Genomic DNA, 13,553 nt, shown 5'->3' with positions numbered 1-13,553 from the left:
TATCCAATTCAGCCTTTATCCAGTCATCGAGAGCGGGTATCATGCCAACCCTTTTTCGAACTCTAATGATCCGGCCCCACAACAGGGAAGTCCTATGTCGGCGGTACGCATCGGCCCATATACATTGCAGAATGGCTTGATTCTCGCCCCGATGGCGGGCGTCACCGACCAGCCCTTTCGTCAGCTGTGCAAGCGTTTGGGCGCGGGTCTAGTAGTCTCGGAAATGGTCACCAGCGACATGAGCTTGTGGAACACCCGCAAATCGCGGATGCGCATGATCCACGAAGGTGATCCCGAGCCCCGCTCGGTACAGATCGCCGGCGGTGATGCGCAAATGCTGGCGGATGCGGCCCGAGCCAACGTGGAGTTGGGCGCACAGATCATCGATATCAACATGGGCTGCCCGGCCAAGAAGGTCTGCAACAAGGCCGCCGGTTCCGCGCTGTTGAAGGATGAGCAGTTGGTTGCCGAGATCCTGCAGGCCGTTGTTGCCGCAGTGGATGTGCCGGTGACCCTGAAGATTCGTACCGGCTGGGACCGGGACAACAAGAACGGCCTGACGGTGGCGAAGATCGCCGAACAGGCAGGCATTACAGCGCTGGCAGTGCATGGCCGCACCCGCGCCGACCTTTACACCGGTGAAGCCGAGTACGACACCATCGCCGCGATCAAGCAGGCGGTGTCGATGCCGGTATTTGCCAATGGCGACATCGACTCAGCCGAAAAAGCCCGGCGCGTGCTGCAAGCCACCGGTGCCGATGGTGTGTTGATTGGCCGGGCCGCACAGGGGCGACCGTGGATTTTTCGTGAGATCGAGCATTTTCTGCGTACGGGTGAAGTCCTGCCTGCGCCGGAACTGGTCGAAGTGGAACGTATTCTGCTAGAGCATCTGGCTGCACTTCACACCTTCTATGGAGAGGTGATGGGCGTGCGTATTGCTCGCAAGCATGTGGGTTGGTATCTCGCAACCCTGCCGGGCGCCAGGGAGTTTCGCGCCGGCTTCAATCGTTTGGATGAAACGCAAGCACAGGTCACCGCCGTTCGTGAGTTTTTTGCCGAACGAGACAAGAGCCTGAGAGCAGGGGACGGAGAATGGGTGGCCGCATGACGATGATGACCGAGACTTTAGTGAGTGGAACAACACCCGTGAGCGACAACGTCAATTTAAAACAGCACCTCAACACGCCGAGCGAAGAAGGCCAGACCCTTCGCGGGAGTGTCGAGAAGGCGCTGCATAATTATTTCGCCCACCTTGAGGGCGCTTCCGTCACGGACGTGTACAACCTGGTGCTCTCCGAAGTCGAGGCGCCCCTGCTCGAAAGCGTGATGAACTACGTCAAGGGCAACCAGACCAAAGCCAGTGAGCTGCTGGGCCTCAACCGTGGCACCTTGCGCAAAAAGCTCAAGCAATACGATTTGCTGTAAGCATTCAATCAAACCAGAAAGGCGCCCGCGTAAAACCGGTCGCCTTTTTTGCTGACTCCTTTGCTTTTGATGGAAATTGAAATGACCGACCAGACTACCCGCCTGCCGATCCGCCGCGCCTTGATCAGTGTCTCCGACAAGACCGGGATCCTCGAATTTGCCCGGGAGCTGGAAGCCCTGGGTGTGGAAATCCTCTCCACGGGCGGGACCTTCAAACTGCTGCAGGACAACGGCGTGGCCGCAGTGGAAGTGGCGGACTACACCGGCTTCGCAGAAATGATGGACGGTCGCGTCAAGACCCTGCACCCGAAAATCCACGGCGGCATCCTCGGCCGTCGCGGCATCGACGACGCCATCATGACCGAGCACGGCATCAAGCCGATCGATCTGGTGGCCGTTAACCTCTACCCGTTCGAAGCCACCATCAACAAGCCAGGCTGCGACCTGCCGACTGCCATCGAAAACATCGATATCGGCGGCCCGACCATGGTTCGCTCGGCGGCCAAGAACCACAAAGACGTGGCCATCGTGGTCAACGCCGGCGACTACGCCCAAGTGCTGGAAAGCCTGAAAGCCGGCGGCCTGACCTACGCCCAGCGTTTCGACCTGATGCTCAAGGCCTTCGAACACACCGCCGCCTACGACGGCATGATCGCCAACTACATGGGCACCGTGAACCAGGCCGCCGAAACCCTGAGCACAGAAGGCCGCAGCCAGTTCCCGCGCACCTTCAACAGCCAGTTCATCAAGGCCCAGGAAATGCGCTACGGCGAGAACCCGCACCAGAGCGCGGCGTTCTACGTGGAAGCCAAGCCTGCCGAAGTGGGCATCGCCACCGCGACCCAGTTGCAAGGCAAAGAACTGTCCTACAACAACGTAGCCGACACCGACGCCGCGCTGGAATGCGTGAAGAGCTTCGTCAAGCCGGCCTGCGTGATCGTCAAGCACGCCAACCCGTGCGGCGTGGCCGTGAGCCCGGACGCTGAAGGCGGCATCCGCCAGGCATACGAACTGGCCTACGCCACCGACACCGAATCGGCCTTCGGCGGCATCATCGCGTTCAACCGTGAACTGGATGCCGAGACCGCCAAGGCCATCGTCGAGCGTCAGTTCGTCGAAGTGATCATCGCCCCTTCCGTGAGCGAAGAAGCCCGCGCCATCGTGGCAGCCAAAGCCAACGTGCGCCTGCTGGCCTGCGGCGAGTGGTCGGCTGAACGTGCCGCTGCCTGGGACTACAAGCGCGTCAATGGCGGCTTGCTGGTACAGAGCCGCGACATCGGCATGATCGGCAGCGCAGACCTCAAAGTGGTGACCAAGCGCGCCCCGACCGAGCAAGAGATCAACGACCTGATCTTCGCCTGGAAAGTGGCCAAGTACGTTAAATCCAACGCCATCGTCTACGCCAAGAACCGCCAGACCATCGGTGTCGGCGCTGGCCAGATGAGCCGCGTGAACTCGGCGCGTATCGCCGCGATCAAGGCTGAGCACGCCGGTTTGCAGGTGGCCGGTTCGGTGATGGCGTCCGATGCATTCTTCCCGTTCCGTGATGGCCTGGACAACGCCGCCAAAGCGGGCGTGACTGCCGTGATCCAACCGGGCGGCTCGATGCGTGATGCCGAGGTGATTGCCGCTGCTGATGAAGCCGGCATCGCCATGGTCTTCACCGGTATGCGCCACTTCCGTCACTAAACACCCCTGCTTTCCTACTGTAGGAGCGAGCTTGCTCGCGAAAAGCCCGAGAACGCCACGGGGAGTCAGATGCCCCCGTTATCGTTGACGATCTTCGCGAGCAAGAACTAGGCGTCCCCCTCGCTCCTACAGAAAGCACAGCGTTTCACAGAGGTTTTTGAAATGAATGTTTTGATCATTGGCAGCGGTGGCCGTGAACACGCCCTGGCCTGGAAAGTTGCCCAGGACCCACGGGTCCAGAAAGTCTTCGTCGCCCCCGGCAACGCCGGTACCGCCATCGAAGCCAAGTGCGAAAACGTCGCCATCGACGTACTGGCCCTTGAGCAACTGGCCGACTTCGCCGAGAAAAACGTCTCCCTGACCATCGTCGGTCCGGAAGTGCCATTGGTTGCCGGTGTCGTAGACCTGTTCCGCAGCCGCGGCCTGGATTGCTTCGGCCCTACCGCCGGCGCTGCCCAGCTGGAAGGCTCGAAAGCCTTCACCAAGGATTTCCTGGCGCGCCATAAGATCCCGACGGGCGACTACCAGAACTTCACCGAGATCGAGCCGGCCCTGGCCTACCTGCGTGAAAAAGGTGCGCCGATCGTGATCAAGGCCGATGGCCTGGCCGCCGGTAAAGGCGTGATTGTCGCCATGACCTTGCAGGAAGCCGAAGACGCCGTGCGTGACATGCTCGCCGGCAATGCCTTTGGTGACGCCGGGTCGCGTGTGGTCATCGAAGAATTCCTCGACGGCGAGGAAGCCAGCTTTATCGTGATGGTCGACGGCAAGAACGTCCTGCCGATGGCCACCAGCCAGGACCACAAACGCGTCGGCGACGGCGACAGCGGCCCGAACACGGGCGGCATGGGTGCCTACTCCCCTGCCCCGGTGGTCACTGCCGACGTGCATCAGCGCGTGATGGACCTGGTGATCTGGCCGACCGTGCGCGGCATGGCCGACGAAGGCAATGTGTACACCGGCTTCCTGTACGCCGGCCTGATGATCGACAAAGCCGGCAACCCGAAAGTCATCGAGTTCAACTGCCGCTTCGGCGACCCGGAAACCCAACCGGTGATGCTGCGCCTGCAATCGAGCCTGGTGCTGCTGGTGGAAGCCGCCCTCGCCCAGGCCCTGGACAAGGTTGAAGCGCAGTGGGATCCACGTCCGAGCGTTGGCATCGTGCTGGCAGCCGGCGGTTACCCTGCCGACTACGCCAAGGGCGATGTGATTGAAGGCCTGGACGCGGCGGCCACCCTGGAAGGCAAGGTGTTCCATGCGGGCACCGCGCTCAAGGACGGCAAGGTCGTGACCGCCGGCGGCCGTGTGCTGTGCGCCACCGCAATGGGGGCCAGCGTCGACGCTGCACAGCAACAGGCGTACAAGCTGGCCGCGAAAATCGACTGGAAAGGCTGCTTCTACCGCACGGACATCGGCTACCGCGCCATTGCCCGTGAACGTGGCGAAAGCCAGTAACGCTAGCTATCCGTTCGGTTAGGCAAGGGCTTCTGGCCCTTGCCGTATACAGGCCTCCCCGCGCATAGTTAACCGTGCATCAACCTACGAAGGGATTTCGCCGTGCGCTGGCTCAGGATCGCCATAGGTTTCACTGTCAGTCTGCTGACGTTGCTCTGCCTGTTCCCGGCCCAGGCCGCCGCGCAAGGCAGTGGCTGGGCAGTATTGCTTGATGAACAGGCCGACCTGCAGCTGAGCGACATCCGCTCCTCACGCTACACCAATCAATTCAGCCCCATCGAACTGGACCGCATTACCGCCGCGGAACCGGACGGCGCGTTGTGGGTACGTTTCAAGCTGCAACCCGGCAAGCACGAGCAAGTGCTGCGGGTATTCGCACCGGACCTGGCGCACCTGAGCCTCTATGTGCTGGACGGCGACACCCTGGTCGAACAACAAAGCAGCGGCACCCGCCAGCCCCAGGCGGAACGCCCGCTGCCCAGCAACGACTTCATGCTGCCGATGCCCCAGAGCCAAAAGACCCTCGACGTCTACCTGCGCCTGGTTTCGGAACACGAACTGCGCCCCTATATCACCTTGGAATCGGCCGTGCTGGCCGCCGCCGATCAGACCCAGACGTTGATCTACGGCCTGCTGTTCGGCTGCCTGCTGATGCTGATCCTGCACAACCTCACGCGCTTCGCTTACCACCGCTCGCGCAGCAGCCTGTGGCTGGCCGCCTGCGAACTGCTGCTGATGCTCAGCCTGGCGCTGCTGCTCAACCTGGTAGGCCCATGGCTGCCGAACTGGCACGCGGTCCAGACCCCAGGCGCCTACCTGGCCCTGCTGCTGACCGCGCCGTGCGGGCTGATGTTTGCGTATCGCTTCTTCATGCCCCTGGGTCCGCACCCGTTGAACAAACTGTTGATGGCCGACATCCTGTTTATCGTGCTGTGCGGCCTGCTGTTGTTGTTCGTCAGTACCCTGCCGCTGAACATCATCACCTACGCGCTGGTGGCCTTGGCGGGCCTGAGCATGCTGTTTGTCTCGGCGTATCACTGGCAGAAAGGCTACCGCCCGGCGCGCTTGTTCGTGGCGGGCATGGTGGTGTTCAACATCGGCACGCTGATCATTCTCCCGGCCTTGCTGGGGCTGACGATGGTGTCGCCCCAGGGTTTGATCGTCACATTGCTGGCCTTTATCTGTCTGAGCGGCCTGTTGATGAGCCTGGCCCTGGGCGAGCGCCAGCGCGCGATTGTCGAGGCCCGCTTCAGCCTCAGCCGCGACCTGGCCGCCAGCAATGCCGAGATCGCTGCCAAGGCCGAATTCCTGGCCAAGATCAGCCATGAAATCCGCACCCCCATGAACGGCGTGCTGGGCATGACCGAACTGCTGCTGGGTACGCCGCTGTCGGTGAAGCAGCGCGACTACGTACAAACCATCCACAGCGCCGGGAACGAACTGCTGACATTGATCAACGAGATCCTCGACATCTCCAAGCTCGAATCCGGGCAGATCGAGCTGGATGACGTGCAATTCGACCTCAATGCACTCATCGAGGATTGCCTGAGCATCTTCCGCGCCAAGGCCGAGCAGCAGAACGTCGAGTTGATCAGCTTCATCCAGCCCCAGGTACCCCGCGTCATCAGCGGCGACCCGACACGCCTGCGCCAGGCGCTGCTGAGCCTGCTGGAAAACGCCCTGCACAAAACCGACGAAGGCGAAGTGCTGATCGTCGTCGCCTTGGACGATCGCAGCACCAAGCCGCGCCTGCGCATTGCCGTGCAGGACAGCGGCCTGCCAATGGAAGCCACCGAACGCGAGGCACTGCTGCACAGCGAACTGCACAGCAAGAACTTCCTCTCGGCTACCCGTTTGAGCGGCCACCTGGGCCTGGTGATCGCGCGCCAGCTGATCCTGTTGATGAACGGCGAGTTCGGCATCAAGAGCGGCAGCCATCAGGGCAGCACGTTATGGCTGACCCTGCCGCTGGACCCGGAACGCCTGGAACGCCCCACCTCGGACCTTGACGGCCCGCTCAAAGGCGCGCGCGTGCTGGTCGTGGACGACAACGATACGTGCCGCAAAGTGCTGGTGCAGCAGTGCTCGGCCTGGGGCCTGAATGTCAGCGCCGTACCGTCGGGTAAAGAGGCCTTGGCCTTGCTGCGCACCAAGGCGCACCTGCGCGATTACTTCGATGTGGTGCTGCTGGACCAGAACATGCCCGGCATGACCGGCATGCAACTGGCGGCGAAGATCAAGGAAGACCCGAGCCTGAACCACGACATCCTGCTGATCATGCTCACCGGCATCAGCAATGCGCCGAGCAAGATCATCGCGCGGAACTGCGGGATCAAACGCATCCTCGCCAAGCCGGTTGCCGGTTACACCCTCAAGACCACCCTGGCCGACGAGTTGACCCAGCGCAGCAAAGGTGGCGCGCAGCCCCGTCCGCCCCTCAGTGTTCCGGCGGCGGTGACCGTGCCCAGCGATTTCAGGATCCTGGTGGCCGAAGACAACAGCATCTCCACCAAAGTGATTCGCGGCATGCTCGGCAAGCTCAACCTCAACCCGGACACGGCCAGCAATGGTGAAGAAGCGCTGGAGGCGATGAAGGCCCAGCGTTATGACCTGGTGTTGATGGACTGTGAGATGCCGGTTCTCGATGGTTTCTCGGCCACCCAGCAACTGCGGGCGTGGGAAGTCAGCCACCAGCGCATTCGCACCCCCGTGGTAGCGCTCACGGCGCATATCCTCTCGGAGCACAAAGAGCGCGCACGCCAGGCCGGCATGGACGGGCATATGGCCAAGCCGGTGGAGTTGTCGCAGTTGCGTGAGCTGGTGGAGTTCTGGGTGGCGCAGCGTCAACAGCGGCCTGAGCACGCGCCCTCTTGACCTGAAATGCTGTCCCCATGTGGGAGGGGGCTTGCCCCCGATGACGGTGGTTCGGCTACAGATAATCTGACTGTTACACCGCAATCGGGAGCAAGCCCCCTCCCACATTTGATCTCTGGCGCCTGATAGACTCTCCACACTTTCCCCGCCCGCGAGCCACTCCCATGCTCCACGTGTTATTCAGCGTTTACCTGAAGATGCTGGTGCTCTACAGCCCATTCTTCGTGCTGTCCTGCTTTATCAGCCTGACACGTGGTTATTCGAGCAAAGAGCGGCGACGCCTGGCCTGGAAAGTGGCGCTGGCAACCCTGGTATCGAGCGTGTTGCTCTACCTGTTCGGCCGGGTGATCTTCAGCGTGTTCGGCATCACCGTCGACGCCTTCCGCATCGGCGCCGGCAGTGTGCTGTTTATCTCCGCCCTGGGCATGGCCCAAGGCAAATCGGCGGTGCAGACCGACAACGTGCAGCAGGACGTGACCATCGTGCCGCTGACCATCCCTCTCACCGTCGGCCCCGGCACCATCGGTGCACTGCTGGTCATGGGCGTCAGCCAGCCGCACTGGGATGACAAGATCACCGCCATTCTCAGCATCGCCCTGGCCAGCCTCACGGTCGGCGTGGTGCTGTACCTGTCCAACCGTATCGAACGGATTCTCGGTGACCAGGGCTTGCAGATTGTCAGTCGTTTGATGGGATTGTTCGTGTGTGCCCTCGCCGCGCAGATCATCTTTACTGGGGTGCGCGGCTACCTGGTGCCTTAGATGCGGTATTTGGCAATCGCCGACTGCACCTTGTCGCCCGCACTCTCACGCATCAGTCGGATGGTTTTTTCGCTGACCACTGAGGTATTCAGCACCAGGCAGGTCTGCCCGCTGAAGGCCTCGAACTGGGTACTGTCCCATTCCAGAAAAGGCAGCCCAACCTGCTTGCTCACGCCGTGGCTGCTGTAAGTCACCAGCACCATCGTCAATTCGCCGTCCGTTTCGGCGCATGACGCCAGGCCAAAATCACCGCCCTCGTGCACGCTGCTATTGCGCTTGAACAGCTCGAAGGATGCCGGCTGCTGCTTCAGGGCCTCCAGCGCATCAGCGGCCAGTTTGGGCAGTGCAGTGAGCAACGGCCAGGTCAGTGACGTCGACGCCAACAGGCTGGCGATGATGTTCAGCGCCGCAAGTTGCACCGTCAGGCCCTTGCCGGAGCTTGAAACCCGCTCGAAACGACTGCGCACCGGCAGCCAACCCAAACCGATCATCACCTTGATGAATTCGTCGTACCAGGCCTCGGTACCTCGGTGGATTTTCAATACATCGCTGACATAGCTGCTGGCCAGCAGATAGCTTTTACGGATGTATTCCCGGTTCAGCCCGGACAGCCCCTCGGCAAACGAAATCACACCGTTGTTGACCACCGCCGCATTGCAGTCGTCCTCCGTGTCGAGGGGCAATGAAGGCTGCGCACCTGACGCCCTCGGTAATGTGTAGGCCGCAATCAACTTGCGCCGTTTTGTGTTGTTGATCCTTCTGTGATGTCGCTCCATTTTCAGTTCTCCACAAACACCCCGACTCGGGGCTTGTGTCCACACTAGTCCAGCCACCGGCGGCTCTTCCATGCCACAAACATCGCTTGCCGGCACACGGCAAAAACCCCTGCCCAGCAACGACGGGGCGCTCCTCGAACCCCTCCGGTTTTCGTGGCCAAAAAAAGAAAAAGCCCCGAGCGACAGTAGGCAATCACCCATTGTCATTCGGAGCTTTCGTGCAGCCACCCAGGCGTTTTCAGGAGGCGGGCTTGGCACCGTACCAGCGCGGGGTGTACACCCATTCACCGCCACCGGCGCGAGGGAATGTGCAGGTGGTGGATGAGCCGATCAGCACCATGGTGCGCATGTCCACCTGGTCTGGCGTGAGGTGCCCCAGGGTGGTGACGCGCAGGGTCTGGCCGGGGCGACCGATATCGCGGCCCAGCACCACCGGGGTTTCAGGCGTGCGGTGTTGCGCGACGATTTCCAGGGCGCGCCCCAACTGCCAAGGCCGCGAACGCGAGATCGGGTTGTAGAACGCCAGCGCCAGGTCGGCCTGGGACGCGAGGTCCAGGCGCTTTTCAATAATCGACCAGGGTTTGAGGTTGTCCGACAGCGACATCACGCAGAAGTCATGGCCCAGCGGCGCACCGGCCTGGGCGGCGGTGGCCAGGGAGGCCGAGACGCCCGGCAGGATTTCCAGCTCGACCTGATGCCACGCCGGATCGCCAGACTCGTGCAACGCCTCGATCACCGCCGCCGCCATGGCGAAGACGCCGGGGTCGCCGGACGACACTACCACCACCGAACGGCCCTGGGCGGCCAGCTCAAACGCATGGCGGGCGCGTTGCATCTCTTCGCGGTTATCGGTGCAGTGCTGCACCTGGTCGTTACGGAACGGCCCGGCCATGCGCACATACGTTTCGTAGCCCAGCACATCGGTGCAGCGCGCGAGTTCGGCCTTTACCGCCGGCACCATCAACTCGGCGGCGCCAGGGCCCAGGCCGATCACGGCAAGGCGACCACGGCGGCGACCGACCTGGGCCAGGTCCAAAGGCTGCTCGGCAACACTGATGACGATGTCTGCACTTGGCGCCACGTCGGCAAACCGCAGCGGCACCCCCAACTGCAACGCCGCTTCATGCAGCGACGCTTCGGCCATCTGCCTATCGCTGGCCAACAGGCACGCCAGGGATTGCACGGCGATGCCCGCCTCGTGCAACGCCGTGCGGACACGCTCCGCCAACTGCGCACCCGGCCTGCAGGTCACGCACACAGTCTTCGGATAGATCAGCAACTCGTTAGCGGCGGGCACACGCTCGGCACTGCCCACGTGGATGGCTAAATGCGCCTGCTGGTCCTGGGGCAAATTCGCCTGATCCAACCACGGCGCCGCACCTTCGATACGCACGCTTTCGCCGGCCAGCAGGTCGGACACAAAGCGCTTGCCCAGCTCCAGGTCCGCCAGTTCATAACCTGCGGGCGGGTTGAGCAGGCAGGTACCGAAACGCAGCTCGCCACTGGTGGTGATCGCCGCAGCAACGCCCAGTACCGCTGCGATGTCCCGCGCCATGACGTTCACACCACCCAGGCCACCGAGCAACGGCACCACGGCGCTGCCGTCTTCCGCCACGGCCAGCACGGCGGGTTCTTCGCCTTTCTCCAGCAGCAGCGGCGCCAGTGTGCGGATCACGATGCCGGCCGCACACAGGACGATCAGCGGCGTGCCCTGCTGGTACAACTGACGCAGGGTCGCGCCGAATTCGCTGTAAGACTGGTCTGCACCCTCAACTCGACCCGCCAGGCCGTGGATCAGTGCGCCAGGGTAAACCTGCTGAATGGTGCGCGCGGTGGCCAGGCTGCCCTGGCCCAGAATGACAATCGCCGGGTTCATCAACCTTGCCACCTTTCACCCGGCACGATGATCAGCGAGAAGTACGGCGAAGACATCGGCTGCACCTGGTCCAGCGGCACGATTTTCTGGTTGGCCATGGTCGCGCGTTCTACATACAGCGCGCGCTCGGCCAGGCCGAGCTCTTCGAGTACCTGGCGCACCTTGGGGAAGTTGCGCCCCAGCTTCATGATCACCGCCGCGTCGGCATCTGCCAGGCGGCGCTTGAGGTCTTCGTGAGGCAACACGCCCGAGAGCACCGAGAGACTCTGGTTGCGATACACCAACGGCGCGCCGAGTACGGAGGCGCCGCCGAGCATCGAGCACACGCCTGGGATGACCTGGGCTTCGTAGCGCTCGGCCAAACGGTCATGCAAATACATATAGGAGCCGTAGAAGAACGGGTCGCCCTCACAGATCACCGCCACGTCGCGACCGGCGTCCAGGTGCACAGCCACATCGACACTGGCGGTGTCGTAGAAGTCGCTGATCACTTGCTCATAGGACAACGGCGCCGGCAGCGCTTCGGTGGTCACCGGGTACACCAGTGGCATCAAGGTTTGCTGAGGCACCAAGTGGTCTTCGATGATGCCGAAGGCGTTGCCCTTCTTGCCCTTGGCCACGAAATACGCCACCACCGGTGATTCGCGCAGCAGGCGCAGGGCCTTGAGGGTAATCAGCTCCGGGTCTCCAGGGCCGACGCCCAGGCCGATCAAACGTCCGCGTGCCGGCATTATTCGACCTCCGTGGCGAGCGCATTCACCGCCGCGGCGGCCATGGCACTGCCGCCCAGGCGGCCCTGCATGATCACGAACGGTACGCCACGGCTGTCCGCCGCCAGCATGGCCTTGGATTCGGCCGCGCCGACAAAGCCGACCGGGAAGCCGAGGATCAACGCCGGTTTCGGCGCACCGGCATCCAGCATCTCGAGCAGGTAGAACAACGCCGTCGGCGCGTTGCCGATCACTACCACGCTGCCTGCCAGGTGCGGACGCCACAACTCCAGGGCGGCGGCGGAACGGGTGTTGCCCAGCTCCCGCGCCAACTCCGGCACGCTGTCGTCGCGCAGGGTGCAGATCACTGGGTTGTTGGCCGGCAGGCGCGCGCGGGTAACGCCCTCGGAGACCATCCGCGCATCACACAGAATCGGCGCGCCAGCGGCCAGCGCATCCCGCCCGGCCTTACCCGCACCTTCGGAGAACTGCAGGCCGTCGATGGCCTCGACCATGCCGCACGCATGAATCACCCGCACCGCGAGTTTCTCCAAATCAGCCGGGATACGCTCCAAGTTGGCTTCCGCGCGAATAATGGCGAAGGAGTTGCGATAGATCTCCTGACCGTCGCGGATGTAATCAATCATCGGTGTTGCTCCGTGGGTGAGCGCGCAGCAAGGCGCCCGCCGCTTCAATGGAAAGAGTGCGCGCGTGCAGCCGGCCGAAACCGGGGTGGGCTGCCTCGCGAAAATAGAGGTCGTAGTGGCCGGGGCTCACCGCCAGCAAGGTGACCGGCGCAACGTGCGCGGCGGCGCAGGAGCGCGAGCAGCCGGACAGGTGCACGTCATGGCCGGGATGCAACGCGGCCAGTTGCACGGCGTCGGCCTTGGTGTCGGCGAGGGCCTTGCCGCAACCGCTGGAGCCGGTGCAGGCGATCATGTGCGCCAGGGGTTGGTCGGCTGAGCAGAGAAAGCCCAATTGCGTCAGGCGCTGGGTCACGGCGTGAGGTTTTTCGACGTTGGGCAGTAGCACACCTTGCCAAGGGGTGAAGCGCAATGTGCCGTCGCCATGTTCCTTGGCGAGTTGCGCGACGCCCTTGAGCATCGTCGAATCCAGGCGCCCCAAGGGGGCTATGGCTGCGACGTAGAATTGATTTTTTTGAGCCTGTGGATAACTCCCGATATGCAGCAAAGCGCCGCTGGGCGGGCGTTTGAAGCCGTCGACCGGCAGCAGCGGCAGGCTGAGGCGGCTTAGCAACTTATCCACAGCCAGATGGCGCATGCGGGTTTGCTCTGGGGTGGCAAGGTCAAGAAACGCCTCCAGCACCGCCACCACCAACCCATGACCCTGCTCCAGCGGCACGGCCGCCAACGGCGCATCCAGCCCTGGACACCCTGCCAGGCCGAAAGCGAGGAGCGTCTCGCCATTGCGTACGAACGCCGACAGCCACAGATCATGATGATGTTCGAGCATCGCCAGGGCTTCGCCGCCATCCAGTTGCACGGCGAACTTGGCCGACAGCTCATGGAAGCGCGGATGATTTTGCAAGGTGGCGAGGATCTGCTCGGCCAGCGGCCGGGTGTCGAACAGCATCTGCGGATCGATACCGGCGCTGGGGCTGAGCATCAGGTTGCGTACGTCGTCGCCAGCAGCGTTACTCGGGCCCAGGTCGGCGGCCAGCAGCATGGCAATCAAGGCGTCTTGCTCGGCACCGATCCCACGTATTTGCAGGTTGGCGCGGTTGGTCGCCTCGATCACCCCGCCCGCGTAGGCCTGGGCCGCATCCGCCACGGCATGGGCCTGGGCGGCGCTGATCGAGCCACCGGCCAATTTGATCCGGCAAATGCCGCCATCCAACGCCTGGACGATACGCAGCAACCCCGGACAAGCCGAGGGGCGCAAGGTATTCACAACGGGCGTTGGGTTCACGGGGCTACCGGTTGACGGGTAAAGGCGCGGTATTATGCCTGCTTTGTCCGGCGGCATG

Annotated in this window: 11 protein-coding genes; 6 read left to right on the top strand and 5 right to left on the bottom strand. The window is 62.8% G+C overall.

What is annotated here, in order from left to right; all coding sequences use genetic code 11:
- Positions 1 to 94 precede the first annotated feature (94 nt).
- The 6 genes from dusB to ACHPFG_RS03940 all read left to right on the top strand — a co-directional run bounded on the left by dusB (position 95) and on the right by ACHPFG_RS03940 (position 8,204).
- Positions 95 to 1,108: a tRNA dihydrouridine synthase DusB gene (gene dusB, locus ACHPFG_RS03965; RefSeq protein ID WP_131696713.1), complete on the top strand. Its 1,014-nt coding sequence runs from the start codon at positions 95 to 97 to the stop codon at positions 1,106 to 1,108.
- Positions 1,105 to 1,425: a DNA-binding transcriptional regulator Fis gene (fis, locus tag ACHPFG_RS03960; protein ID WP_002555375.1), complete on the top strand. Its 321-nt coding sequence runs from the start codon at positions 1,105 to 1,107 to the stop codon at positions 1,423 to 1,425. The genes dusB and fis overlap by 4 nt, the downstream gene beginning before the upstream one ends.
- Before the next feature lie 81 nt (positions 1,426 to 1,506).
- Positions 1,507 to 3,114: a bifunctional phosphoribosylaminoimidazolecarboxamide formyltransferase/IMP cyclohydrolase gene (gene purH / locus ACHPFG_RS03955; RefSeq protein WP_131696714.1), complete on the top strand. Its 1,608-nt coding sequence runs from the start codon at positions 1,507 to 1,509 to the stop codon at positions 3,112 to 3,114.
- 162 nt (positions 3,115 to 3,276) lie between these two features.
- A complete protein-coding gene (purD, locus tag ACHPFG_RS03950) occupies positions 3,277 to 4,569 on the top strand; it encodes a phosphoribosylamine--glycine ligase (RefSeq protein WP_431701654.1) in 1,293 nt (430 codons plus the stop codon).
- Positions 4,570 to 4,671: 102 nt separating this feature from the next.
- Positions 4,672 to 7,443: a response regulator gene (locus ACHPFG_RS03945; protein WP_431701653.1), complete on the top strand. Its 2,772-nt coding sequence runs from the start codon at positions 4,672 to 4,674 to the stop codon at positions 7,441 to 7,443.
- Positions 7,444 to 7,607: 164 nt separating this feature from the next.
- Complete coding sequence (locus ACHPFG_RS03940; RefSeq protein ID WP_003217330.1) at positions 7,608 to 8,204, top strand: MarC family protein; 597 nt, start codon at positions 7,608 to 7,610, stop codon at positions 8,202 to 8,204.
- Here ACHPFG_RS03940 and ACHPFG_RS03935 read toward each other — a convergent pair.
- The 5 genes from ACHPFG_RS03935 to cobG form a co-directional block, all read right to left on the bottom strand.
- Complete coding sequence (locus ACHPFG_RS03935; RefSeq protein WP_431701652.1) at positions 8,201 to 8,980, bottom strand: hypothetical protein; 780 nt, start codon at positions 8,978 to 8,980, stop codon at positions 8,201 to 8,203. The genes ACHPFG_RS03940 and ACHPFG_RS03935 overlap by 4 nt on opposite strands.
- A gap of 238 nt (positions 8,981 to 9,218) precedes the next feature.
- Positions 9,219 to 10,856, bottom strand: a complete 1,638-nt coding sequence (cobJ, locus tag ACHPFG_RS03930; RefSeq protein WP_167655528.1) for a precorrin-3B C(17)-methyltransferase — start codon at positions 10,854 to 10,856, stop codon at positions 9,219 to 9,221.
- Positions 10,856 to 11,587, bottom strand: a complete 732-nt coding sequence (locus ACHPFG_RS03925; RefSeq protein ID WP_431701651.1) for a precorrin-2 C(20)-methyltransferase — start codon at positions 11,585 to 11,587, stop codon at positions 10,856 to 10,858. The genes cobJ and ACHPFG_RS03925 overlap by 1 nt, the downstream gene beginning before the upstream one ends.
- The gene (locus tag ACHPFG_RS03920; RefSeq protein WP_131696719.1) at positions 11,587 to 12,213 is read right to left on the bottom strand and encodes a precorrin-8X methylmutase; all 627 of its coding nucleotides are present in this window, start codon (positions 12,211 to 12,213) and stop codon (positions 11,587 to 11,589) included. Before ACHPFG_RS03920 ends, ACHPFG_RS03925 begins: the two co-directional genes overlap by 1 nt.
- Positions 12,206 to 13,552: a precorrin-3B synthase gene (gene cobG / locus ACHPFG_RS03915; RefSeq protein ID WP_431701650.1), complete on the bottom strand. Its 1,347-nt coding sequence runs from the start codon at positions 13,550 to 13,552 to the stop codon at positions 12,206 to 12,208. Before cobG ends, ACHPFG_RS03920 begins: the two co-directional genes overlap by 8 nt.
- Between the last annotated feature and the right edge of the window lies 1 nt (position 13,553).

The organism is Pseudomonas sp. BR20, from assembly GCF_050780135.1.
In the GTDB taxonomy this organism is placed as follows: Bacteria; Pseudomonadota; Gammaproteobacteria; order Pseudomonadales; family Pseudomonadaceae; genus Aquipseudomonas.
Note: the sequence above shows the minus strand (reverse complement) of the source record. Positions and strands in the feature narration are given on the sequence as shown.

Coding starts and splice junctions, on each gene's coding strand:
- dusB (WP_131696713.1), top strand. CDS start 95: ATGTCGGCGGTACGCATCGGCCCATATACATTGCAGAATGGCTTGATT.
- fis (WP_002555375.1), top strand. CDS start 1,105: ATGACGATGATGACCGAGACTTTAGTGAGTGGAACAACACCCGTGAGC.
- purH (WP_131696714.1), top strand. CDS start 1,507: ATGACCGACCAGACTACCCGCCTGCCGATCCGCCGCGCCTTGATCAGT.
- purD (WP_431701654.1), top strand. CDS start 3,277: ATGAATGTTTTGATCATTGGCAGCGGTGGCCGTGAACACGCCCTGGCC.
- ACHPFG_RS03940 (WP_003217330.1), top strand. CDS start 7,608: ATGCTCCACGTGTTATTCAGCGTTTACCTGAAGATGCTGGTGCTCTAC.
- ACHPFG_RS03935 (WP_431701652.1), bottom strand. CDS start 8,980: ATGGAGCGACATCACAGAAGGATCAACAACACAAAACGGCGCAAGTTG.
- cobJ (WP_167655528.1), bottom strand. CDS start 10,856: ATGAACCCGGCGATTGTCATTCTGGGCCAGGGCAGCCTGGCCACCGCG.
- ACHPFG_RS03925 (WP_431701651.1), bottom strand. CDS start 11,587: ATGCCGGCACGCGGACGTTTGATCGGCCTGGGCGTCGGCCCTGGAGAC.
- ACHPFG_RS03920 (WP_131696719.1), bottom strand. CDS start 12,213: ATGATTGATTACATCCGCGACGGTCAGGAGATCTATCGCAACTCCTTC.
- cobG (WP_431701650.1), bottom strand. CDS start 13,552: ATGCCGCCGGACAAAGCAGGCATAATACCGCGCCTTTACCCGTCAACC.